Genomic DNA, 25596 nt, shown 5'->3' on the forward strand with positions numbered 1-25596 from the left:
GGCCTACTGCTGCCGACCAGCTGTTTTCTTATGGGAATATCGGCTGTAACAGCGGTATAGTGAATAACGGCGGAGTTGTCAGCTAATTAAATATTATGGAGACAGGTGCCCTTCGGGGCTTAATAGGGAAGTCCGGTGCAAAGCCGGCGCGGTCCCGCCACTGTAATGGCGAGCGAAACCAGGATATACCACTGAAACGGGGCGTTTTGGGAAGGTCTGGGGGAGTGATGAGCCAAAGCCAGAAGCACTGCCTGTCTGACGGTCACCGGTTTACTCACGCGCGATGAGGAGGGGATTAGAAAGCATGTATTTTGGCTGTTATTCCAGCCAGATAAGGTTTCTTTATGTTTGCAAAAACCCTCCCTGGTCCTGGCCGGGAGGGTTTATTTTTACGGAATTCCGGGGGTCTTACGAACCTGAATATAGTTAGAGAGTTGCCGGCAATGACGGAAATAAGAGGGAAAAAATGAAACAGCTGTTGTGTTTATTAATAAGTGGCCTGCTTTGTCTGCTCCTGTCAGGCTGCCCTGCCAGGCCGGTTGCTGATCAGAGCTTCGGCACCGGGCCGGGCTATACTGTAACCGACGATACCGGGTACACCATGGTGCTGCCGGCCAAGCCGCAACGTATTGTATCACTGGCCTATAGTGTTGATGAACTGCTGGTAGACCTTGTTGCCACAGAGCGGATTCTGGCCTTTAGCCGCTGGGCTGATGACCGGGGCATTACTTTTATTACCTCTGACCAGGCCGCCGCTGTTGCCAACCGGGCCGTTCCCTATGCCGAGTCCCTGATTGCGCTCAGGCCGGATTTAATCATAGCGGCAGCCGGCACTATGCGGCCGGAAGCGGTACAAACCCTGAGAGATACCGGCATTGCCGTATTTATATCCCAAAGCCCCAAAAACCTGCCGGCAGTAAAAACAAGAATAAAAACGGTTGCCGCCGCGGTAGGCGAGGAAGACAAAGGGCAGATACTCATTGCGCAAATGGAACAACGTTTGCAGCGGCTGGAAGCAACGCTGGCCCCGGTGACCGCCGATAAGAGAAAATGTGCTATGGCTTTTGACTTTACCGGGGTTATCGGCAATCGCCACAATCTGCTGGCCGATATATTCAATTATGCCCATGTGCGTAACGGTGCTGCCCGGGCAGGGGCCGGCAGTATTGAACAGGGCGAAAACCGCCTGTCCAAAGAGCAGATTATTGCCGTAAATCCCGACATATTCTTGTTACCCACCTGGAATTTTGACGGTCGCAGCGATATTGAGGCCTACCGACGGCAGATCATGACAGACCCGGCCTTGCAGCAGGTGGCCGCAGTCCGTAATAACCAGGTGAAACTGATTCCTGACCGCTATCGTTATGTCGGTTCGCACCATGTTGTTGAAAGTGTCGTAATACTGGCCACAGCCGTCTATCCAGAGCTTTTTTACAAAGAAGGGCATCATGCTGAAGCTATGCAAACAAAATAAGAGTAAAATTCTGGTATTAATTATTTCTTTTTTGCTGGTGACATGTCTGTCGCTTACATTTGGCCAGGTTGATATTCCCTTAACCGGGACGGCGGCGGTGCTGGCCTATCAACTATATATACCAGGCGTTAGTGCCGCTGATTTTACCTTTGAGCAGCAGGCGCTCCTTTGGTATATACGGATGCCGCGGACCCTGGTTGGTTTGCTGGTAGGGGCCGCCCTGGCCGTAGCCGGAGCTGTCCTGCAGGGGGTTTTTAGCAATCCCCTGGCAGATCCCGGCCTGCTTGGTGTCGCCAGTGGTGCGGCTACAGGTGCTGTTATTGCCATTGCGGCCGGTATTGGTTTTTGGCAGCTGTTCGCGCTGCCGGTTTCCGCCTTCGCCGGCGCGACTGCCGCTGTCAGCTTAACGGTTTTGCTATCTGTAAGGCCGGGGAAAATTCCGGTTATGCCGCTCCTGCTGGCAGGGATGGCAGTCAGTATCCTGGCCGGGGCACTGACTGCCGGTATTTTAACTTATATAAATGAACAGAAACTGCAGCAGTATCTGTTTTGGCTGGTGGGCAGCCTTGATTTCCGGCGCTGGGAGCATGTTTTTATAGCGTTCTGGCCGATTGGCGCCGGGATAACCGTCCTGTTTTTCCTGGCACGCCAGCTGAATGTCCTCGCCCTGGGCGAAACCGAGGCCCGGGCTGTCGGGATGGCGGTTGTGCCCTTCCGGCTGCTGATCCTGCTGATTGCTTCCCTGATTACGGCAGCGGCGGTCTGTGTCAGCGGCAATATCGGGTTTGTCGGCCTGATCATACCCCATATCGCCCGGCTGCTGGTGGGGCCGGACCACCGCCTCCTGCTCCCCGTTAGCGCCTTGGCCGGCGCCACCTTTTTAGTGCTGTGCGATACGCTGGGGCGGGTGCTGATCGGCCCGTCCGAGATACGCGCCGGTATTATGACCGCCCTGGTGGGAGTGCCTTACTTTTTATATCTGTTAAGAACAATACCGAGACAGTAGGCCCACGGCGACCGAAAATAAAGGAGTTGGGGTTATGGTAATTATTTTTACAAATGTCGAGCGGCAATGGACCATGCTGCAGCAGGCCGGCCGGTATCTCGCCGATCGTAACCTGCTGTTGGCAGAGATCCGGATTTTTTTCTTCAATGACCATGTTGCCTGGTCGCAACACTATGCAGCCTTGCTGAAAAAAAGCGACACCGTTATTTTCCTGTGGCAGGGGCCGGTTTACGAATGTGAGCTGTCGGCAAAGGCCTTTCAATTGTTAGACAGTGAAAATAGGTGTTTATATGCCTTTATGTCGACTGCCGACAGTACCGCAGACCGCATTAATGGCTTTAGGGCTGAGGAAATAAAGCAAATCCGCGATTATATCCTGTTTAGCGGCAGCAGCAACTATCAAAACCTTTTATTATGGCTGAACCATAAAACCGGCCGGGAAGCGTGCGCCTATCAGCCGCCGCAGGCGCTTGCCTGGCAGGGGCTCTATCAGCCTCAGGCCAGGGAAAAAGATGGCCTGCTGTCCACAGCGGAGTATGTGAACGCATTTTGCCGCCAAAACCGCCCGCTTGTCGGCATTCTATTTTCCCGTGAGTCCTGGATATGGCAGGATACAGCCTATATTGACGCCATCATCAGCGAACTGGCCGGCCGGGGGCTGGCTGCGCTGCCTGTATTCGGGTTGTGGGAGGATAATCAGGAACTGGCGGCGGCGGGGATAAGCAGGGCAGTAGAGAAGTTTTTTTATCGGCAGCATGAGGTTATTATTGCCGCTGTAATCAATACCTTTAAGGTCAGCCTGACAACAAGCAGGCAGAACCAGACCGGCTTTTTAGCCAAGCTGAATGTGCCTGTTATCCAGGCCTATAATCTACTGCGCTCCCAGGCGGAGTGGCAGGCTGGTTTTGTCGGCCTGAACCCGGTTGAGCTGTCAGTCAATATTGTGCAGCCCGAATTTGACGGTATTATTCATGGCGGGGTGGTTTCCAGTAAAGAAGCCGGCAGCTATGGTGAGTCCCGGTATCTGCCTGTGCAGGAACGGGTAACGGCGCTGGCCGGCAAGGTGGAAAAATGGGCTAAACTGCGGTATTCGGATAATGCCCGCAAAAAGGTCGCCATCATTTTTCACAATTATCCACCGACCAATGCCAATATCGGCAATGCCCAGGGCCTCGATTCCCCGGCCAGCGTGGCTGCTTTACTACAGGCAATGGCGGCAAACGGGTATCGTATTGATACCCTGCCGGCCAGCGGCTGTGAGCTTATGGCAGACTTAGTGGCCGGAGTTACCAATGACCGGCGGTTTCTGACCGATGAACAACTACAGCGCGTGGCCGGCAAGGTGAGACAGGATGATTATAGGAACTGGTTTGCCGGTCTGGCGCCGGCGACCAGGGATGAGTTGATCCGCGAGTGGGGATTGCCGCCCGGTGATGTGTTTTTTGCCAAGGACAGCCTGCTCGTGCCGGGAAAGATCAATGGCAATATTCTGATTACGGTGCAGCCGCCGCGGGGGTTTGGTGAGGATGCCGGCAAGATTCTGCACTCCCCGACCTGTCCGCCGCCGCATCATTATTTTGCTTTTTATACCTGGATACGGGACGTGTGGCAGGCCGATGCGGTTATCCATGTGGGGACGCATGGCTCGCTGGAATGGCTGCCGGGAAAAAATGCCGGCCTGGCCCCGACCTGTTATCCTGAACTGGCCTTGCAGTCCTTGCCGAATATTTATCCCTATTATGTTACGATTGTCGGCGAAGGCATTCAGGCCAAACGGCGCGGCGCCGCCTGCCTAATCGGCCACCTTTGCCCGCCGGTGAGCCAGGCCGGTACGTATGAAGAGTTAGCCGAGCTGGACGTATTGCTGGATGAATATGCGCATTACAAAACCACGCAATCAGCCGGCGCCGTGCTGGTCTTGGAGCAGATTGAAACAAAAATAACGTCTCTGCATCTGGCCGAGGATGTGCCCCGACTGGCCGGTGAGCTGTCTGACGATTATATTCTGCGTGTCCATATGTATCTTGAAAACTTAAAGCACATGCAGATCCGGGCCGGGCTTCACACGCTGGGACAGGCGCCGCAGGCGGAAAATCTTACCGAATATATTCTGGCCCTTACCAGAGTGGCCAACGGATCTGTACCGTCGCTGCCCCAAGTGCTGGCCCGGGCCTATGGCTATGATTATTATCAGCTGATAGAAAAAAGCGGCGAGCTGGTGCCTGACGGCAACTGCACTTATGCTGAGCTGGCTGATGTTATCTGGCATACATGCAGGGTCATTGTTGAGTATCTGCAGGCAAATCAGTTTGCTGAAACGGCTGTTGTTGAAGTATTCAAGCTGCCGCAGCTCCGTGAACTCAATCTTACCGGTACCGCGACCGGGGACCTCACCCTGGTGTTACGGTATATCTGCGGGGAACTGTCTGTCAAGCTGGCAGCTACAGCCCAGGAAATTACCAACACCCTGCGGGCTTTACACGGGGAATATGTCGAACCCGGTCCGGGCGGGGCGCCAACCAACGGCCGGGCGGATATCCTGCCGACAGGCCGTAATTTTTACGGAACCGACCCCGGGAACCTGCCGACTCCCGCTGCCTGGGAAATCGGCAAGACCCTGGCCGAACAGGTCCTCTGCCGCTATATTGCCGAAGAAGGGGTGTATCCGGAAAGCATCGGTATGGTAATGTGGTCTGATTCGAATATGCGGACCAACGGCCAATGCCTGGCCGAACTGCTTTATCTGCTGGGGGTAAGGCCTGTCTGGCAGCAAGGCAGCCGGCGGGTTACCGGGGTAGAGGTTATTGAATTGCGGGAATTAAAACGGCCGCGGATTGATGTGCTGGCCCGGGTCAGCGGTTTGTTTCGCGATACGCTGTTTAATGCCATCCAGTTGATGGAAAAAGCGACCGCCCTTGTCGCCGCCCTGGATGAACCGGCTGAAATGAATTTTGTCAGAAAGCATATGAAACAGGATAGCGCCGCCCTGGCAGCGCAGGGGGTTGACCATGACCTGGCCTGGCAGCAGGCCGGCTACCGTATTTTCGGCTGTCCGCCCGGCGGTTACGGGGCCGGTGTGGCCGCGCTGCTTGAGGCCCGAAGCTGGGAGAATGTGCATGACCTTGCGGATGTATATGTGCGCTGGGGGGCACACGCCTATGGCGCAGGCCGGCAGGGGGAGTTTCTGCCGCACCTGTTCCGGCAAAGGCTGGGGACGCTTGATATTACGATAAAAAATATTGACAATCATGAAGTCCATTTACTCAGCTCCGATGATTTCAATGCCTACTGCGGCGGCATGAATGCCGCTGTGCGCAGTATCCGCGGCCGGGCGCCGCGCTGTTATATCGGCGACAGCACCGATCAAAGCCATACGGAAACCAGGAGTCTGGGGGAGGAATTCAGGCGTGTATTGCGCGGTGAGTCCTTAAACCCGAAATTTATTGAGGGTATGAAAAAGCATGGCTATAAAGGCGCGGCCGATTTGGCAGCCTTGGTTTGTCACTGTTTGGGCTGGGATGCGACCAGTGAGGTTATGCGCGACTGGATGTATGAAAGCCTGGCGGCGAAGCTGGCTCTTGACAATAGTATTCAGCAATGGATGCAGGCGGTTAATCCCTGGGCCCTGCAGCGGCTGGCCGAAAAATTGCTGGAGGCGGAACGCCGCGGCCTGTGGCAGGCTGAGCCGGCAACAAAACAGGAGCTGGAGCGATTGTACCTTGCAATTGAGGGGGAACTGGAGGAACGGGCAGATCCGTGACCGGATAAGAGAAAATAAGAGCTATACTGCTGCCGGGAAAAGGCGGTAAAAGGGCTTTATTTTAATATTTCTGAGAGAGGTTTTGATAGTGATGAAGCAAAAAAAAACGACACTGCCGGTGTCGTGGGAAAAAATGGTATTAGGTCTGCTGCTAACCAATATCATGTTGGTGCCGGCCGGGGCCGCGCAGGCGGCACCAGACGAACAAGCAGCAAACTTTACTTTGGACTCAGTGGTGATTACGGCGCAGCGGCGTGAAGCCACCGACCTGAATACGCCGGCATCGGTAACGGTAATTACTGCCAAAGAACTGCAAGCCACCGGTGCCCTTACGATTGCCGATGCCCTGGATCACACACTTGGTTTTAACAACATGTCTTTTGGACCGGCAGGCACTGAATATGGCATGTCTGCCGGCAGAACTATTATTCGCGGTCTTGATAAGGGGACCCTGGTTTTGGTCAACGGCGCGCCGGCCAACTTATTAAATTATAACAGCTCCACCGGGATTCCGCTGGCCGCAGTCGAGCGAATTGAGATCCTTAAAGGGGCGGGCTCTACGCTGTATGGGGCGGAAGCCCTGGCCGGTGTGGTCAATATTATTACCAAAAAACCGGGAGGCAGCCAGCAAAATACAGTGGGCGTGACCGGGGGCAACTATAATAAAAGCTGGTCTGCAAGCTCGGAATTCGGCAACAGCGCCATCTATATAAAACGCGAATATATCGGTGCTGTTGACAGGACATCAAGAGACAAGCTAACTAATGCCAAGAATGCCGCGGTTTTGCCCTTTGGCCTGGACAAAAGCACCAAGGACAGCTTTTATTTTACAACCCAGTTAAATGATAGACTCGACTTTAACTGGTCCTATACCGACTTGCAGTCCAACCGCCCGCGTTTTAATGTGAATGGTTCCCGCTCTCTATTGTATAAGTATGACGATGTGCGTAATAATATAAATCTGATTTATGATAATAAAGACAATAATCTTAAATCGGTTTTAGCATTTAATAAAAGGCATTCTTTTGCTGACCAATATACTTATTCAAACAAAACATGGAAGCGTAGTGAACGCTATGATATGTATGGTATAAACTGGGATAGCCAGAAAACCTGGTATATGCGCGATGCTCTTGATACATTTGTTGCCGGCGTAACCCTGGCGCGGGAGCACTATAACGGTCTGGCAAGCAGTACTGCGGTCAACAAGAATAATACCCTGCGCAACAGTCTGGCGGTCTATGGGGCCTACACCTCTGCAGTCAATCCCCGCCTTAGTACAACTCTGGGCCTGCGGGAGCAGTTGATTGATGATCATGCCAAATCAGAATCAGTCTTCTTACCGCAGATCCAGACCCTGTACAAAATCAATGACCGTACCTCCTGGTACACCAATATCGGCAAGTCTTTCCAAATGCCGGCGATCAACCAGTATTTTAGCAAACAGGGTGCTGATTTTAACAGATTAAAACCTCAGCAGGGCTGGAACTATGAAACAGGGCTGAAAAAGATCATTGATGCCAGTCAGTCTGTTAAGTTGGCCATTTACCATCTGGACATAAAAGATCAATTTGTCTGGAAAAAAAATGATGACCTTACCGACTACATGACTAACGCCGGCGATTTCCGCAATACCGGTGTGGAAGCGGAATATGTAAAAATTATTAATGACAACTGGAAATATAATGTCGGCTTCAGTTATTCTAACCCTGAGAACAATGAAAGTGGAGCCTGGGTGCAATGTAACAGCAGAATCCAGACCACTGCCGGCGTAACGCATAATAAGGATAAATGGCTGACCAACCTGAATTTATTATATTTAGGCGACCGGGAAGAAAGTTATTATAAAATCAACGGGGCTGTCAGTGCTGTCCCGGACCGCATCCAGTTGAACGCCGCCGTCCGGTATCAGCCGGAGGCGGATCAAACCGTTACCTTGAACCTTTATAATATTCTGGACCGTGATAACTCGCTGAATAAATATGAAAACCTGGACCTGCCTTTTAGCTGGGGGCTAAGCTATAATTACACTTTTTAAGTAATTGACCAATTGCAGCTATTGCTCCGCTCAAAAGCTGGTGATTGGGAGCAAGCGGAAGCCCATTGGCAGATTAACAACACTTTAGGCATGGCATTGGGCCATGCCTATTGGCTATGTAAAAAATCGCCCAGTGAGCGGGTAACGGTACCTGATCGTTACAATCGATAATGCTATTTAATTTGTTACTCTTGACTGCATGGCCGCCAGATAGCGTAGCATTTAACTGGGAGATCAGCCGGCATGTTTTCAAAAAAGTTCGCAAGATGCAATGGCTGTTTAAAAAAGGCTTGACTATACGACCGGTATATAGTTTACCCTTTAATTAGGGTAAAATTATAATGGATAATTCTATATTTTAATTAAATATTGCTGAGAAGATAGGTGCCGCAAGGCTTAATAGGGAAATCGGTGAAACGCCGGTGCGGTCCCGCCACTGTAATGGGGAGCAAGTCCGGCAAAATCACCGGGAGATATCTTGGGGAAGGCGGGGCTGAGCAGTGATCCAGAGCCAGGGTACTGCCTGTTCTTTCTTTACTAAAAATCCTACAGGCGATAGGACGGTAATTTAAGGTATTAACAATGCTTATTTGCCAGCCTTTTAGTGCAGATTTGACATAGTGGTAATACTAAAAAAACCTTTCTCAGGCCTTGGGAAAGGGTTTTTCAGTATTATCATTGTTTAATTTCTTGTATGAGGTTGCTACCTTCAGCAACCTCATAACAATGTTGGCAGGAGAGCTGCCTGGCTGATAATCACCTACATGGTTGTCCGGAAAATGATAGACGGGGAGGAAGCGTATGAAAGTCGGGGCTATCGTATTAACAAGCTATATGCCGGCATTTTTGGAGGCTATGGGGGAGATCCCCGGCTTGGAGCTGAAAATGTGCGGTACCTGGGATCTGGAGAAGCGGGATTTCAGGCAGGAGTTTTGCCAATATCTCCGGCAGCAGGCCGATGTACTGCTATTGTCGCCGGCGACCGACAGGATATGGGACACAATAGCGGAGGAAATTCTCCATATCGTGCGGGAAAAACCAACAGTAGCTTTTGGCTATGAGCCGGGCCTTGCTGTTTATAATACGGTCAGGCCGGAAATTGCGCTGACAGTGCAACGATATCTGACTTTCGGCGGCCGGGAGAACACCAAAAACGCCCTTCTATATATTGAGAAAGAGGTGCTGGGCGCCGCGGTGGCAGTGCCGCCGCCGGCAATAGTCTCCTGGCAGGGGATCTATTATCCCGGCAGTGACCGCATTTATGAGAGCGCCGCCGATTACCGGGAGAATTGTCCCGGTTACCGCCCTACGCGGCCCACGGTGGGCGTGCTGTTTTACCGTCACTCCTGGATCTGCCGGAACACCGAGGTCATTGATGCTCTTGTCAGTGAACTTGCAGAGCAAGGGTGTAATGCGCTGCCGGTGTTTAGTACCGATCAGCGGGACCCGGATACCGGAGCTGAGGATAATAGCTATGTCGTCAACACGTATTACCTGCACAACGGTACAGCGGTAATTGATGCGCTGATTGATTTGCAGTCCCTGTTTGTTATTACCAAAGAAGACAAGCGAACCTCGAACAGCCCTCCCGGCTATGAACTGCTAAAACAGCTGGATGTGCCCATTGTGAAGGGCCTGCTGGCTTATGGTAAAACCGAAAGCGAATGGCGGGCCGATCCGTTTGGTGTTGCCGGTCCGTCAATGGTAATGTCGGTGTCCATGCCGGAATGCAGCGGGGTAATTGAACCCGTGATCATCGGCTGTTTAAACCGTACCTATCAACAAGGCCTTGCCGGGACACTGGAGCAGTATTTGCCGCTGCCGCAACGCGTTAATTTCCTGTGCCGCCGGGTAAAAAAGTGGCTGGCCCTGAAAGCGAAAAAGCCGTCAGACAAAAAGATTGCCTTTATCCTGCACAGCAGTCCCTGCCACGGCGTGGAACTGAGTGTAGGCAGCGCGGCTAACCTTGATTCACTGGACAGTGTGGCCCGGCTGATGGCTGTCATGCAGCAAGAAGGTTATTATATTGAAGACCTGCCGGCCTCAGGCCAAGAAGTCATTGACCGCATTATGGAACGCAAGGCGATTGCTGATTTCAGATGGACACCAATTGCGGAAATTGTGGCTAAAGGCGGTGTCTGGCAATCATTAAGTGAAGCAGAATACCGGCAGTGGTTTGACCGCTTCCCGGAGACCGTACGCTCAGCGATGATTGAGACCTGGGGTAACCCGCCGGGAGAAGAAAAAGAGGAAGTGCCGCCGGCGATGGTTTATGATGGCAGGATACTGATCACCGGTGTCCAGTATGGCAACGTGGTGGTTTGTGTTCAGCCGAAGCGGGGGTGTGCCGGTTCGCGCTGTGATGGTAAAGTGTGCAAAATACTGCATGATCCGGAATGCCCGCCGACGCATCAATATGTGGCAACCTACCGGTACCTGGAAGATGGCTGGGGGGCAGATGCCTTAATCCATGTGGGTACGCATGGCAATCTGGAATTTTTACCCGGCAAGTCACTGGGGCTTTCTGAGGCGTGTTATCCGGAGCTGACACTGGGCACTGTCCCTAACCTCTATATTTACAACACCGATAATCCGGCCGAGGGAACAATTGCCAAACGTCGCGGTTATGCAACCCTAATCGGCCATATGCAAACCGTTATGGTTGCAACCCGGGCCTACGGACCGATGGCGGAGCTCACTCAGCTGCTGGATGAATATTCCCAAGCCAAAACCAGCCATCCGGCCCGGGCCTGTGAGCTGGAAACCCTGATCAAAGAAAAAGCGGCAGCAGGCAAATTTCTCGCAGACAATGGCGAAATTGAGGACTTTGGCCTGGTGGCGGAGAAACTGCACGGGCAACTAAGCCGGCTAAAAAACAGAATGCATCAGGATGGCATGCATATCTTCGGTCAGGTTCCGCAAGGCGAGCGCCGGGTGAGTTTCCTTAACGCCATCGTCAGGCATGAGGCTGGCGATGACGGCAGCTTAAACCGCCTGGTGGCAAAACTGATGGGGCTGGATTATGATCTGCTGCGGGATAGTCCGCATACCTGGCATGAAAAATTCGGCAAGAATTATGGCGGATTACTTGACGATGTCAACGACTACGCCAAAGAATTTATTAAAGAGTTTATCGCTTAACGACGGGGGAGGGGAAAAGTTATGGCAGTGCACGTGCAACATGCGGCCATGCTAGTGCTGGCCGGCAGGGTTATGGGCAAAAATCTGGTTAACGCGGCGGCCGTGGCGGAACTGGAGTACTGGCAGGATAAAATACGTGATATTGATGCCAAGCTTACGGTTTCGCTGGAGACCGAGGGGCTTTTGCATGGTATGCAGGGAGGTTATCTGCCGGCAGGCCCTTCCGGCCTGATTACCAGGGGGCGCCCGGATATTCTCCCCACCGGCCGGAATTTTTATAGTGCTGACCCGGAATGCATTCCAACCCGGGCTGCCTGGAAAGTCGGGCAAAAACTGGCCGGGGCCCTGCTGAACCGCCACCATGAGGATACCGGGCGGCTGCCGGAAAATTGCGCCATGGTGTTATGGGCCTCAGACTGCATGTGGACAGACGGTGAGCAGGTTGCCCAGATTCTGACCCTGCTGGGGGCTGAACCAAAATGGGAGGAGGGCGGCAAGGTCAAGGGTTTTCGCATTGTACCGCTCACAGAACTTGACCGTCCCCGTATTGATGTTACCCTCAGGATTAGCGGTGTGATCAGGGATTGTTTCCCGGGGATTGTGGATTTGGTGGATGAAGCCGTCCGGCAGGTGGCCGCCCTCGATGAACCCTGTGAACAAAACTATGTGCGTAAACACACCCTGGAACAACTGACTGATGATTCACCTGAGGCCTGGGAGCAGGCGACAGCCCGGATTTTTGGCTGTAAACCCAGTACCTACGGTGTGGGTGTGGACCTGGCGGTGCTGGCCTCCGCCTGGAACAGCGATCAGGATCTGGCCGATATTTTTCTTACCTGGAGCAGCTATGCTTACGGCCGGCAACGGGGCGGGCAGGCCGCGGCGGCACAATTCAAACGCCAGCTGGCCACCGTCGATCTGGCGTACAATAAGGCGGCTACCGATGAATATGATTTGTTTGGCTGCGCCTGCCATTTTGGTTTTCTCGGTGGCTTGACCACCGCTGCCCGGCTGGCAAAAGGCAGTGAGGTCAAAACCTATTATGGCGATACCCGGGACCCGGGGCGGCCGGCTGTCGTCAGTCTGGCAGAAGAAATCGAGGGTATCATTCGCATCAAAACCCTTAATCCGGCCTGGATTGAAGGGATGAAACGCCATGGCTACAAAGGGGCCGGCGACATGGCCAAGCGCATTACCAATGTGTATGGCTGGGATGCCACAACCGGCGCAGTGGCCGACTGGGTATTTGACGAGCTGGCTAAAACCTATGTGCTGGATGAAACGATGCGTAAATGGTTTGAGGAGACTAATCCCTGGGCAATGGAAGAGATTAACCGGCGCCTGTTGGAGGCGGCACAGCGCGGCCTGTGGCAGACTGACCCCGAGTTGTTGCAGAGCCTGAAAGAAACCCAGGTGGAGATTGAAGGCTGGATGGAAGAGCTGATGGGCGATGTCCAGGGAGAATTCCAGGGTGGCGCCGTTGATATTTTTACGGCCGATGATGTCCCGGCCTGGAAAGCAAAATTGGTGTAAGTCAGGGTTAGTTATAACCAGTTGGGAATTGAGGCGATATTATGCAGGCAGTAACAAAACAGCGGCGTACTATCTATCCGTTCGCGGCTTTAGTCGGCCAGGAGAATCTGCAACTGGGGCTAGTGCTGCATGCCGTAAATCCGCAGCTTGGCGGTATACTCATCCGGGGCGAGAAAGGCACGGCCAAATCCACGGCGGTGCGCGGACTGGCGGAAGTATTGCCTGTTATGGAAACTGTACAGGGCTGTCCATACCATTGTAATCCAAGGGATGCCGGGAAGGCCTGTGAGCACTGCCGGACCACAAACAGCAACCGGAAAACTACGGTTATGCCGGTCCCTGTGGTCGAATTGCCGATCTCGGCTACCGAAGACCGGGTCGTGGGCAGCCTGGACTTTGAGCAGGCGATTAAAACCGGCAGGCGGGTGTTCACCCCCGGCTTAATGGGCGAAGCCAACCGGGGGATCATTTATATTGATGAAATCAATTTGCTGGACGATCATATTGTGGATGTGCTGCTGGATGCCGCCGGGAACGGTATCAATGTCGTTGAGCGGGAAGGCATTGGGGTAACGCATCCGGCAGCGTTCATTCTTGTCGGCACTATGAACCCCGAAGAAGGTGATATCAGGCCCCAGCTGCTGGACCGCTTTGCCCTCTGTGTGGACATCACCGGGGTGACAGATTTGCACGACCGGGTGAAAATCCTCAAACGCCGGGAGGCCTTTGATCTTGACCAGGCCGCCTTTCTCAGCCAATGGCGATCCCGGCAGCAGGAACTGCGGGAGAAAATTGTCATAGCTAAAAAACTGTTGCCGCAGGTGGTAGTTACAGACGCCATCTATGCCTTTATTGGTGAACTCTGCACCCAAGCGTTTGTTGCCGGTCACCGGGCCGATGTTGTGCTTGTACGGGCGGCCATTGCCCTGGCCGCCTGGCGGGGGCATCGTCAGGTGACCCCGCGGGATGTGACAGATATTGCCCCGCTGGCACTGGCCCACCGGCGGCGTGAGCCGCCCCAGCTGCAGCAACAGGAACCAGAGCCGCCGTGTACCCAGGAGGCTGAACCACCACCACCGCCGCCAGCGCAGACCGAGCCGCCGCAGGAGCCTGGGCGTCAGCCCCAGGACCGCCCGGACACCGGATCACCGGCTCAGGAGCAGCAACCTGAGCAGCAAGCCGGACAGGACAATCAGGCTAGCAGCGCCCAACCGGCTCAAGAAGTGGTTTATGCTGTGGGCAACCCTTTTGCAGTAAAACGTGTGGCTCATGATAAAGACCGCCTGGTACGGCGCGGGTCTGGCCGCCGGTCACGCACCAGGACCGATTCCCGGGCCGGCAGGTATGTCAGAAGCACCTGCCGCCGTGACTGCAATGATCTGGCGCTTGACGCCACTATCCGGGCGGCGGCCCCCTGCCAGCGTCAGCGCCGGCAGCGCGGGCTGGCAATTGTTATTGAGTCCGGTGATATCCGGGAAAAAGAACGGGAAAAGCGTATCGGGAACTTTATTTTGTTTGTCGTCGATGCCAGCGGTTCGATGGGGGCCCGGCAAAGGATGATTGAAACCAAGGGTGCCATTCTCTCGCTGTTGCTGGATGCTTATCAAAAGCGGGACAAAGTGGCGATGATCGCCTTTAAGGGTGCGCAGGCCGAGCTGCTGCTGCCGCCTACCAATAGCGTGGAACTGGCCCAAAAGTGCCTCAGTGAGCTGCCGGTAGGCGGAAAAACGCCCCTGACTGCCGGTCTGGTCAAAGCGACTGAGGTTATCCGGCAGCAGCTTAAGCGCAGTCCGCACATGCGTCCTATCCTTATTTTACTTACTGACGGCAAGGCGACCACCGCAATGGCGGGCGGCAGCCCGCTGGCCGAAGCGCGGCTGGCAGCGGCTAATATCAGAGAAGAGCTGGATATCACCTGTCTGGTGATCGACACCGAGAAAAAAGATCTGCTGTCACTGGGCATCGCTCAGGAGTTAGCGGCAAGCATGGGTGCCAAGTGCTATACTGTTGAGCAGCTTAAAACCGACAGCCTTGCGGGTCTTGTCCGCGGGCAACTGGCTACTTAACGATACAAGGAGGATATTATGAATAACCATAAGCTGCAGCAGTATCCGTTTGCCGCCATTGTGGGACAAACCATTATGAAAAACGGCCTGATCCTGAATGTCATTAATCCCCGGCTTTCCGGCCTGCTTATCCGGGGAGAAAAGGGCACCGCTAAATCGACAGCAGTGCGGGCCCTTGGCGAACTTCTGCCGGAAATTGCAGTCGTCGCCGGCTGCCCGTATAGTTGCGATCCCGACAATGTTCAGGCCTACTGTCCGTATTGCCGGCAGCGTCAGGCTGCAGGGGAGGCTTTGCCCCGCCGGCACCGGCCGATGCGGGTGGTTAATCTGCCGGTATCGGCGACCGAAGACCGCGTTGTTGGCACCCTGGATATTGAGCAGGCCATCAAAAGTGGCGAGAAAAAATTTGAGCCGGGGGTGCTGGCTGAGGCCAATCGCGGCATTTTATATGTAGATGAGGTCAACCTGCTGGATGACCATATCGTCGATGTGCTGCTGGACGCAGCCGCCATGGGCATAAATACAGTGGAACGTGAGGGCGTGTCCTTTTCTCACCCGGCGCAATTTATTCTGGTGGGAACGATGAATCCGGAAGAGGGCGAACTGCGGCCGCAACTGCTGGACCGGTTTGGGCTCTGTGTGACAATTGCCGGTATTTATGATGCCGCTCAGCGCGTTGAAGTGATTAAACGGCGTGCCGCCTTTGAAGAGAATCCGGCAGCTTTTACCGCCGGCTGGGAAGCCGCGCAAATACGCCTCAAAGACCAGATTGCAGCTGCCCAACAATTGCTGCCGGCTGTGCGCGTTGATGACAATATCCTGTATAAGATTGCCGGCACCGCAATTGAGGTCGGTGTGGACGGCCACCGGGCCGATCTGGTAATGCTTAAGGCGGCTAAGGCCCTGGCTGCCTGGTACGGCAGTAATCAGGTCAGCGTAGAGCATGTGGCGGAAGTTAGTGAATTGGCGCTCATGCACCGTATGCGCCGCAAACCATTCCAGGAAGTCGGCACTGAGCAGCGGAAGCTGCAACAGATTATGAGTAAAATTTGATATTCTTTTATGTACGGCAGCAAGTAGACAGCAGCGAAAACTATTGACACAGTTCGAGATAAATTATATATTTATACCAATTAAAGAAAATATTTCATCGAAAATTGAATAAATAAGTCAGGTGCCAATAGGGCTTAATAGGGAAGAACGGTGCAACACCGGCGCGGTCCCGCCACTGTAATGGGAGCGAATCCAAGATATGCCACTGAAACAATTGGGTTTTGGGAAGGTTTGGAGGAGCAATGAACAAAGCCAGGAGAACTGCCTGTCTGTCAATCACCGTTTTACTCACGAGCGATGAGGAGGGGATTTAAGGAACACGTTGTTTCCGGTTGGGTTGTACGTCCGGCGATAGTGGCAGTTCTGTATTGTATGATATTAACCTCTTCGCATGCAGCGGAGAGGTTTTTTGTTCGCGCGTTTTTCTAGATAAGGTGCTGGCGAATCAGGTGCAACCAGAGTACCCGGTTCGCCAAACTTGTGTACAGGCTAGCCTGTGGCCGGGCTTATAGGAAAGCCAACAAAGACGACTAAGCTTTATTGGCTTTCCTATATAGTAAAATTGTCCGGGGTAAGCTAGAGGAGCCGGCATCTGTGCTGCCATACCCGCTTGGATTGGATCATTTGCTACCGGAAGGCTAATCACAATGGACCGTGGCGGCGAATTGTGCACCTGTAGATAAAGGAGTATGTTAATGAATAAATGGAGTAACCGAACCAAATGGAGCCTGTTAGTGGCTGTTTGTATCCTCACTGCTGTAGGCAGCCTCTGTTTTGGCCAGACTTTTTACTCGCCCGGCACGGTCTACTCGGCTATTGTGGCCGGCGGCACCGATTTTAGAAGCGGTGATTACACAAAGCAGGCTGAGGCCTATGCTGTGATCTGGCATATCAGACTGCCCCGGATTATTGCCGGCTTGCTGGTTGGCGCCGCGCTGGCCGTGGCCGGGGCCGTTATGCAGGGGATTTTTTCCAATCCCCTGGCGGAGCCGGGCATAATCGGCCTGTCCAGCGGGGCGTCCCTGGGGGCCGTTATTGCCATTGCCCTGGGAATTACGGGAGTAAGCTTATATGTGATGCCCCTGTTTGCCGTGATCGGCGCTGTTTTGGCGTTAGCCATTATTCTGCTGCTGGCCGTCCGGCAGGGCCGGATTCCGGTCATGGTTCTGCTGCTGGCCGGGGTCGCGGTCAATTCTTTTACCGGTGCCCTGACGAACGCGGTGCTGATGGTCTTGAACGAGCAGCGGCTGCGGGAATATCTGTTCTGGATCGTCGGCGGATTGGACTACCGGCGGTGGGAGCATATTACCCTGGCTATCGGTCCCATCCTGGCCGCTGTTATTATTTTATTTCTTATGGCCCGGCATTTGAATATTCTGGCCCTGGGGGAAACCGAGGCCCGCAGTGTCGGCCTCCATGTCATCCGCTACCGCTTGATTTTTCTCGGGCTAGCGGCTACGGCCACCGCCGCGGCGGTCTGTATCAGCGGCAGCATTGGTTTCGTCGGGCTGGTGATCCCCCACATGATGCGGTTTATTGTCGGACCCGACCACCGGCAGCTGCTGCCGGCGTGTACTTTGGCCGGCGGCACTTTTCTTGTCGCCTGCGATACGCTGGGGCGCAGCCTGTTCGGCGTTATCGAGATTCGCGTCGGTATCATCACCGCATTGTTGGGAGCCCCGTATTTTCTATATTTACTGCGCCGGTCGCAGCGAAAGGAGTAATGGGGCTATGAAGCGTGCTATTGTCAATGTGCAGGCCTTACGTGCCGGCTACGAGAAAAAAATTGTGTTGCAGGACATATCCTTCTCTGCCGGACAGGGAGAGCTGATTGGTATTATTGGTGCCAACGGCGCGGGTAAAAGCACCCTGCTGCGGACCATGCGGGGGCTGCTGCCCCGCCAAGGGGGCCGGGTAGAGCTGTTGGGCCGGGAAGTGGGGACTATCCCCGAGAAGGCACTGGCCAAGCAAGTTGCTTTTTTGCAGCAGGCAGTCGAGATTGGCTTCGGCTACACCAGCAAAGAGGTTGTTGCCGCCGGCCGCTATCCCTATCTCTCCTGGTGGCAGGGCGAAAGCCCGGAAGATGAAAAAATCATTCGCGAAAGTATGGAGTATACGGATGTGCTCAGCCTGGCCGATACCCCGCTGGCCAACATATCCGGCGGTCAGAAGCAGCGGGTGCTGCTGGCTAAGGTTTTGGCTCAGCAGACCCCGATCCTGTTCCTGGACGAGCCGATGACCGGCCTGGATGTTGTGTATCAGGAAGAGATATTCCGGTTTTGTCAGCGCCTTTGCCATCAGGGCAAAACCATATTGCTGGTGGTGCATGATCTAAGTGCGGCCGCCCGTTTTTGCTCGCGGCTGCTGTTGATTGGCCGGGGCGGCTTGCTGGCTGACGGTCCGCCCACCGCGGTGCTGACAAGGGAGCATTTGTCGCAGGCGTACGGACTGCCGGTGCAGGTCGTCCATAACCCGGTTACCGGCAGTGTGGAGGTGTTTGCCGGCCTGCGCCGGAACAAAAACGAACAGCTGCCGCGGGTGCACGTAATTGCCGGCGGCGGCTGCGGCTGTCCGGTAATCCGGCGGCTGGCGACCGCCGGTTTCGAGGTCAGCGTGGGGGTGGTGGCCGAAGGGGACAGCGATGCGGAAGCGGCCAGGATTTTTGCCGAAGACTACGTAATTACCAAACCATTCGCCGACAACGATGCGGACGCTGCCGTTGCAAATGGCAAGCTTGTGGCCCGGGCGGATGTGACGGTATTATGCAGTTTGCATGTTGGCAAAAATAATCTCGGTAATCTGGACGCGGCGATGAAGGCGGAAAAATTAATTATTCTTGAAGACAGCCCCATCGACGGACGCGATTATACCGGCGGCAGGGCAGCCGCGCTATACCGGCAATTGCTGGCTAAACATGGTGTGAAGGTCATGTCCACTTCTGCCTTCTATCATGAGATGTACAGCCTGCATGAGGACGAAAAAACTGTTTAATCAGCAACTGCAGCCTCTTTATCTATTTTATGCAAACAGAGTCAAGGAAGCTCCATGACAAGGAATATATTAAGTAATATAAGCAACGTTTACTGATTATGGGACCGGCATTACAATGTTCAGTTGATTTACAAAGCCTATGAGGTAAAGCTGCTGCTGGAGTGAACATTTTGGCAATACGAAAGATACTGGCGAATAAAAAACGGTGGTTATTGGCGGCAGTTGCGCTGACGGCGGTAATTCTTGCCGGCATTGGTCACTTTTTTAACTCCCAGGGCAATGTTGCCCGGAATGCTGCCCGGGGCGGCGTAGTCAGGCCGCTGGTGACGGCGGTGACTGTTGAACCCCGTGATATGCTGACAAGAGTGCTATTGAGCGGGCAGACGGCAGCGGCGGCGCAGGTGGATATAGCAGCAAAATATTCCGGCCGTATTGCTCAGGTCCGGGTGGAGCTGGGGCAGGTTGTGGCTGCCGGTCAGGTGTTAGCGGTCCAGGATATGCAGGACATCCTGCTGTCAATTGCCCAGACCGAAGCTGTGATCAGGCAGGCCCGGGCTGAGGGCACCGAGGCTAAAGCCGCTTATGACGCCGGCTATCAACAGGCTGATGCTGATTATCAGCGCAATCTGGCCAATTATCAGCGTTATGAGGAGTTGTACCGGACAGGGGCAGTTTCCCGCGAGGCGCTTGATGGCGCCAGGCAGCAAATGATTAATGCCCAGACCGCCTTTGCCGCCTTACGCGAGCAGGTTATGGACGGTGGGCAGCCGGCGGTGCTGGCCGCGAAACAGGCCGCGCTGGCCAGGGCCGAATACAGTCTTAATCTGCTGGAACAGCAACGTGCTGATCTGGTGCTGCGGGCGCCCCGGGCCGGTATTGTCGGGTACAGGCAGGTCGAGGCTGGTGAATTTGTCGCAGCAGGCCAGAAACTACTGACCATCGTTGACAACAGCACGATTTACATCGATTGTCAGGTTTCCGAGCAATATGCAGCCCATATCCGGCCCGGTATGCAGCTGGAGTTCATGATTGACTCCCTGGGGCGGCGGTTTCCCGGAACCGTTATTTATATTAGCCCGGCCAGTGACAGCACCACCCGGGTATTCACTGTCAGGTCCCTGCTGGCGCAAGCGGACGGGGCAATAAAAAGCGGCATGTTTGCCCAGGCCCAGGCAGCGATTATGCTCAAACCTCATACCCTGTTTGTGCCGAAAAACGCCGTGCTGCAAAAAAACGGCAAGCATTATCTGTTTGTCATCAAGGAGAATAACCAGGTTGAACAGCGCCTGGTAACACCTGGCCAGCGCAATGATGATTTTATCGAGATACTGACTGGAATCCGGGCCGGCGAACGGGTCGCAGCCAGCAATATATCCCGTCTCAAGCCGGACAGTTTCGTTGAGGTGGATGCATGAACATCACCCGCTTCTCGATTCAGCGTCCGGTGGGCATCACTATGATTGTCCTGTTATTTGTCGTTCTTGGCCTGTATAGTTTCCTGCGGATCGGCGTTGAGTTATTGCCGGCTCTGAATAATCCCTATGTTACCGTTACTGTTGACTATGCAGGCGCCAGTGTGGAAGAGATGGAGGAAAGTGTCGTCAAGCCGCTGGAACAAGGCCTCTCCTCCCTCGCCCATCTGCGGCGGATGGTTGCCATCGCCAGGCCGGAAAAGGCTACTGTTATTCTTGAATTTGATTTAATGGCTAATGTTGATGTGGTTTCCATTGATGCGTCCAAGGCGGTCAGCCGGGTGCGAAAAAACTTGCCTGATGAGATTAATGAGCCGGTGGTTATCCGGCGTGATGCCAATGCCATGCCGGTTATGGAAATCGCCGTTAAAGCCAAATATGATCTGGCGGATATCTATGGCAAGGCCGATCAGGTGTTTAAAGAGCGGCTGCAGCGGGCTGACGGGGTTGCCGAAGTAACCCTCGGCGGTGGCCGGGAGAAAGAGCTGGCTGTGCTGGTAGAACGGGACAAACTGGTATTGTACAAGCTGACGTTAGCCCAGTTTGTCAACCGTCTCAAAGAAGAGAACTTACTCATGCCTGCCGGTCTGGTATATACAGACAATACGGAAAGCGATGTAAGACTGGCGGCACGTTATACATCACCGGCCGAGATCAGGCGGCTGTATGTTGCTAATGCCGCCGGCGCCGCCGTTCCGTTAACTGAAATCGCCGAGGTGAGCGCACAGGACAGCCGGCCAACCCAGTACAGCCGGGTTAACGGTGATGAAGCGGTTGCCCTGCAGATCTATAAAAACAGTGATGCCAATATTGTCCGGACCGTGCAGGCGGTGCAGGAACAACTGGCCTCCTTGCGGGATGAATACCCGGACTATCAGTTTATCGTTGTGGCCAATGACGCCACTTATATAGACAATTCCCTGAAAAATACGCTGACTACCCTCGGTGAGGGGATTATAACCACCGGCCTGGTTCTGTTCTTATTTTTGCGCGGCTGGCGGTCAACGGTTGCCGTAATGGTTGCCATACCCACCTCGCTCATTGCGACATTTCTGGTCATGTACCTGGCCGGTTTCACCTTCAACATGATGTCTTTGATGGGGATGGCGCTTTGTATCGGGATATTGGTTGACGATTCGATTGTAGTGCTGGAAAACATCCATCGCCATCTGCTGATGGGCGAACCGGCCGCTTTGGCTGCCGAAAATGGGCGTAATGAAATCGGCCTGGCCGCGATTGCCATTACCCTGTGTGATGTGGTCGTGTTTTTACCAATTGCATTTATGACCGATATTACCGGCCAGTACTTCCGGCAGTTTGCGCTGACGATTGTATTTGCCACACTGTTTTCTTTGTTTATATCCTTTACTTTAACCCCGATGCTGGCGGCCCGTCTGTACTCAGACCGGAAAACCCGGGGCAATGCTGCCTTGTGGCTGTATATGGACCGGCTGGAACAAACAGCGATTGCGGGTTATGAGCGGCTGCTGCGGTGGAGCCTGGCCCATGGCCGGCAAATTGCCGCCGCCATATTTATCCTGCTGACGGCTACTGTTGCTTTAATCCCAGCCGGCATTATCGGCGCCGAATATATGCCCCGGACTGACGAAAGCAGTTTCCGGGTCAATGTGGAGCTGCCGGTGGGGCAAAATCTGGAGATGACGGATGCGGTTGTGGCTGAACTGGAACAATATATTCTGACGATCCCGGAGGTCACCTATTGCCTGAGCTATGTGGGTGAAAGCAACAGCAATACCGCCCGCCTGACAGGGCAGCTGGTGAATAAGCGGGAGCGCAGCCGCAGTGTCTGGCAGATTACCGATCAAATCAGGGACTTCGCCCGCCAGAATCTCGGGCAGGCCTCAGTGCGGATTGCCGAGACCGAGTCTTCAGTGGCCGGCGTTTCCATGGGCGGCTCGCTGGAACATTCACCGGTACTGATTTATTTGCTGGGAGCGAATATGGAGGACCTGATTGAGGCTTCTAACAAGGCCCAGACGCTGCTGGGCGGGATCAGCGGCCTGAAAGATATCCGCAGTAACTACCGGGTTGGTGTCCCGGAATATAAGCTGACGGTTGACCGGGAAAAAATGAAATTTTTTCATACCTCGGTGAATGAGGTCAGGGAGGCCTTCGCCGGTGCCATCAACGGCAAAAAAGCCGGGGTACTGGCCAATGACCGGCACAATAACGGCCGGGATACCGATATTGTTGTCCGGTTGAAAGGCAGCGACAGCTTCAAGGCTGCTGATCTGGGGGTAATTCCGGTAAAAACAGCAGGCAATACCGTGTTCCTGGGGGATATAGCCCGGATTGAGGAAGGGGTGGGGCCGACGGCGATCACCCGGGTCAATAAACAGCGGTCAGTGCTGGTCCAGGCCAGTATCACCGACCGTCCGCTCAAGGAAGTCCTGGCGGAGATTGACCGGCAGTTTAAACACGAGCCGCTGGCAACCGGTGTTACCTACCGCTTTGGCGGTCAGGCGACCAACATGGACAGCAGCTATCACGAGATCATTCAGGCGCTGGTGTTATCCTTACTGCTGGTGTATATGCTGCTGGCTGTGTTATATGAGTCGGCTTTCACGCCGGTTATCCGGATGCTGTCGCTGCCGCTGGGGCTGATCGGGGCGCTGCTGTTCCTCCTGTTTACCCATAATACCATTAACGTGTATTCCCTGATTGGCTTTCTGGTTATGGACGGCCTGGTGGCGAAAAACGGCACCTTGCTGCTTGATTATACCCTGACGTTGATGGGACGGGGACTGAGTGCCTATGATGCCCTGATTGAGGCCGGCAAGGCCCGGTTTAAACCGATTTGTATGACCACCCTGACAATGGTTGTCGGTATGCTGCCCACCGCCCTGGCCCTCAATGAAGGGGCCGAGACCCGGGTCAGCATGGCCTGGGTGCTGATTGGCGGCCTGCTGTCCTCGACCGTGTTTACCCTGATTGTTATCCCGATCGTATTCCTGTTTTGCGAACGCCATCCGGTACGGACCTGGCCGGCCGGCGCCATTGGCTGTGTAAAGAAACTGGCCGGCTACAATTAGTATGGGTAATTAACTGATACCGAGAAGTGGTTTTATTATGGGTACAGGAAAATAAGCCGGGTAACCGGCCAATTTAGGGGAGGCAAACAATGAAAAGTTATTTGCGGCTGGGACTACTGCTGGTTGTTATTTTATGTTATAGTTTTGTTCCCTGCTTCGGCAGCGAGCGGGTGAACCTCTATACCCTGTCAACCGGTGACACCGTTTACCGGCAGGATACGAGTATTGTAGTTGCTTTTAATAAACCCCGGGATGTGCTGAGCACCTCCCTGCTTAATGGCGGCTACAGCAGCAATCTGAAAGCGGTGTTTAATCATGACATGAAAGGCGCGACCGATGTTGATGCCGCTACATATCTTGATTATCTGGGGAGCGTAGCCGGCACGCTAGGGTTTAAGCCTGGTCAGGTCACCGGTATGGGGACGGCTGCGTCTATGACCAATGTCGCCATCCAGGCCGAAAGCTACCAGAACCTGACGGTGACAGCCATTGTCACCGGCGGTGTGGAAGGCAATGGCGGCCGGGCCGGTGACCCTGCCGACTATTTTAATCCCGGGAAAAAGACAACCCTGCATAAGCCGGGGACGATTAACATTATGCTGGTTATTGATGCTGATATTCCCCAAGGCAAAGTGGCCCGGGCCCTGGTGACCTGCACTGAGGCTAAGACTGCTGCTTTACAGGAACTGCTGGCCGGCAGCAGGTATTCGACCGGATTGGCTACCGGTTCGGGGACAGATCAGACGATTGTGATCACTAATCCGGGGTCTTCATTATATCTGGAAGATACAGGCAAGCATTCGAAACTGGGAGAACTGATCGGCCGTACGGTAAAGCAGGCAGTTAAAGAAGCCTTGCTCCGGCAGACCGGACTATCGCCGGCAAGACAGCATAGTGTGCTGCGGCGGCTGAACCGTTTCGGCGTGACGGAGGAGACGCTGTATCAGCATTATCAGCAGGAATACGGGCTTATTGACAAACAGCGTTTCGTAACGGCCCTGCGTCAAGTGGACAAGGACCCGGACCTGGTAACCGGCACGTCGCTGTATGTGCACCTGCTGGACCAGTTTCAGTGGCAGTTGCTGAACGGCGCTGAACTGACCCGGACCGGCAATGATATCTTACGGCTGACAGCCGGTAAATACCAGGTTTTATCGCCGCTGACGGCCGCCGATGAGCTGGAGCCCAGCGTCCGGGCCTGGTCCGGACTGGTGGTGAGGATTGTGGCCGACCGGATGCCCCGGTAAAATTTTTGTTGACAGGTCCATAGCCAACATGGTAGGATCATAATAGTTAGTGAAAAAAACCACGTTTTTTAATTTAATAATGGAGTTAGGTGCCCTGCGGGGCTTAATAGGGAAGACCGGTGTAAGGCCGGCGCGGTCCCGCCACTGTAATGGGGAGTGAAGCCATAATATGCCACTGGGAGGTTACGTCCCGGGAAGGTTTGGTGCGCTATGATCCAGAGCCAGGAGAACTGCCTAGCTGACGGTTCCGTTTTTACCCACGGGCGATGGGGAGGGAATTACAGTGCATTTCACTGAATTTTACTCCTGGTTATTAACCAGGAGTTTATATTTGGCATTCTGTAGAATCTCTCCCGGCAGCTAATGGCAGCCGGGAGTTTTCTAATATATACTCCTCCTTCTTGTGATTCATAGATGTTGTGCCCTCTTGGCACGGGGTCATTGCGACCCTTTCTTTTTTTGCCAGCCGCCCCTGCAAGGCAGGTATGGCCAGGGGAAAAATAAAATTGACTTACCGGCAAGTTTGGGTTAGTATGTTCCCGGTGTAACTGCCGGCGCGGTCCCCGCCACTGAAATGGCGAGCAGATCACTGGGAGAGGACTCCCGGGAAGATATAGACAAGCGATTAATAATTATATGGGAACACGGGGGATAAACATTATTTGCTTGCAGCAGAAATAATCAAACCGGCCCCATCTCTCCCGATGTGGCCGGTTCTCGGCTATACTAGCAAATGCTACATTAACGATAACGATGAAATTC

The 25596-nt window shown here is 54.0% G+C and carries 11 protein-coding genes, 1 pseudogene and 4 riboswitches; all 12 genes and pseudogenes read left to right on the top strand.

What is annotated here, in order from left to right:
- Positions 1 to 86 precede the first annotated feature (86 nt).
- A riboswitch (cobalamin riboswitch) is annotated at positions 87 to 269 on the top strand.
- Positions 270 to 466: 197 nt separating this feature from the next.
- The 12 genes and pseudogenes from SPTER_RS01705 (at position 467) to SPTER_RS01765 (ending at position 24834) form a co-directional block, all read left to right on the top strand.
- Positions 467 to 1474 (top strand): ABC transporter substrate-binding protein, encoded by a 1008-nt coding sequence (locus SPTER_RS01705; RefSeq protein WP_144348775.1) that lies wholly within the window; start codon positions 467 to 469, stop codon positions 1472 to 1474.
- A complete protein-coding gene (locus SPTER_RS01710) occupies positions 1449 to 2480 on the top strand; it encodes a FecCD family ABC transporter permease (RefSeq protein WP_144348776.1) in 1032 nt (343 codons plus the stop codon). The genes SPTER_RS01705 and SPTER_RS01710 overlap by 26 nt, the downstream gene beginning before the upstream one ends.
- 34 nt (positions 2481 to 2514) lie before the next feature.
- Positions 2515 to 6240 (top strand): cobaltochelatase subunit CobN, encoded by a 3726-nt coding sequence (gene cobN / locus SPTER_RS01715; protein ID WP_144348777.1) that lies wholly within the window; start codon positions 2515 to 2517, stop codon positions 6238 to 6240.
- A 91-nt stretch (positions 6241 to 6331) separates the two neighbouring features.
- Positions 6332 to 8278, top strand: coding sequence for a TonB-dependent receptor plug domain-containing protein (locus SPTER_RS01720; RefSeq protein WP_246105591.1), 1947 nt, complete (start codon positions 6332 to 6334; stop codon positions 8276 to 8278).
- Positions 8279 to 8643: 365 nt separating this feature from the next.
- Positions 8644 to 8819, top strand: a riboswitch (cobalamin riboswitch).
- Between the two features lie 344 nt (positions 8820 to 9163).
- A pseudogene (cobN, locus tag SPTER_RS25780) lies at positions 9164 to 12952 on the top strand (cobaltochelatase subunit CobN).
- A gap of 41 nt (positions 12953 to 12993) precedes the next feature.
- Positions 12994 to 15018, top strand: a complete 2025-nt coding sequence (locus SPTER_RS01735; protein ID WP_144348781.1) for a putative cobaltochelatase — start codon at positions 12994 to 12996, stop codon at positions 15016 to 15018.
- An 18-nt stretch (positions 15019 to 15036) separates the two neighbouring features.
- A complete protein-coding gene (locus SPTER_RS01740; protein WP_144348782.1) occupies positions 15037 to 16071 on the top strand; it encodes a magnesium chelatase ATPase subunit I in 1035 nt (344 codons plus the stop codon).
- A 102-nt stretch (positions 16072 to 16173) separates the two neighbouring features.
- Positions 16174 to 16354, top strand: a riboswitch (cobalamin riboswitch).
- 412 nt (positions 16355 to 16766) lie between these two features.
- On the top strand, positions 16767 to 17795 hold the full coding sequence (locus SPTER_RS01745; protein ID WP_246105439.1) for a FecCD family ABC transporter permease: 1029 nt from the start codon (positions 16767 to 16769) through the stop codon (positions 17793 to 17795).
- Positions 17796 to 17802: 7 nt separating this feature from the next.
- Complete coding sequence (locus tag SPTER_RS01750) at positions 17803 to 19062, top strand: ABC transporter ATP-binding protein (RefSeq protein ID WP_144348784.1); 1260 nt, start codon at positions 17803 to 17805, stop codon at positions 19060 to 19062.
- A 170-nt stretch (positions 19063 to 19232) separates the two neighbouring features.
- Positions 19233 to 20477, top strand: a complete 1245-nt coding sequence (locus SPTER_RS01755; protein WP_144348785.1) for an efflux RND transporter periplasmic adaptor subunit — start codon at positions 19233 to 19235, stop codon at positions 20475 to 20477.
- Positions 20474 to 23587, top strand: a complete 3114-nt coding sequence (locus SPTER_RS01760; RefSeq protein ID WP_144348786.1) for an efflux RND transporter permease subunit — start codon at positions 20474 to 20476, stop codon at positions 23585 to 23587. The genes SPTER_RS01755 and SPTER_RS01760 overlap by 4 nt, the downstream gene beginning before the upstream one ends.
- A gap of 89 nt (positions 23588 to 23676) precedes the next feature.
- A complete protein-coding gene (locus SPTER_RS01765; RefSeq protein ID WP_246105440.1) occupies positions 23677 to 24834 on the top strand; it encodes an adenosylcobinamide amidohydrolase in 1158 nt (385 codons plus the stop codon).
- Between the two features lie 70 nt (positions 24835 to 24904).
- A riboswitch (cobalamin riboswitch) is annotated at positions 24905 to 25086 on the top strand.
- Positions 25087 to 25596: the final 510 nt, after the last annotated feature.

Source organism: Sporomusa termitida, assembly GCF_007641255.1.
In the GTDB taxonomy this organism is placed as follows: domain Bacteria; phylum Bacillota; class Negativicutes; order Sporomusales; family Sporomusaceae; genus Sporomusa; species Sporomusa termitida.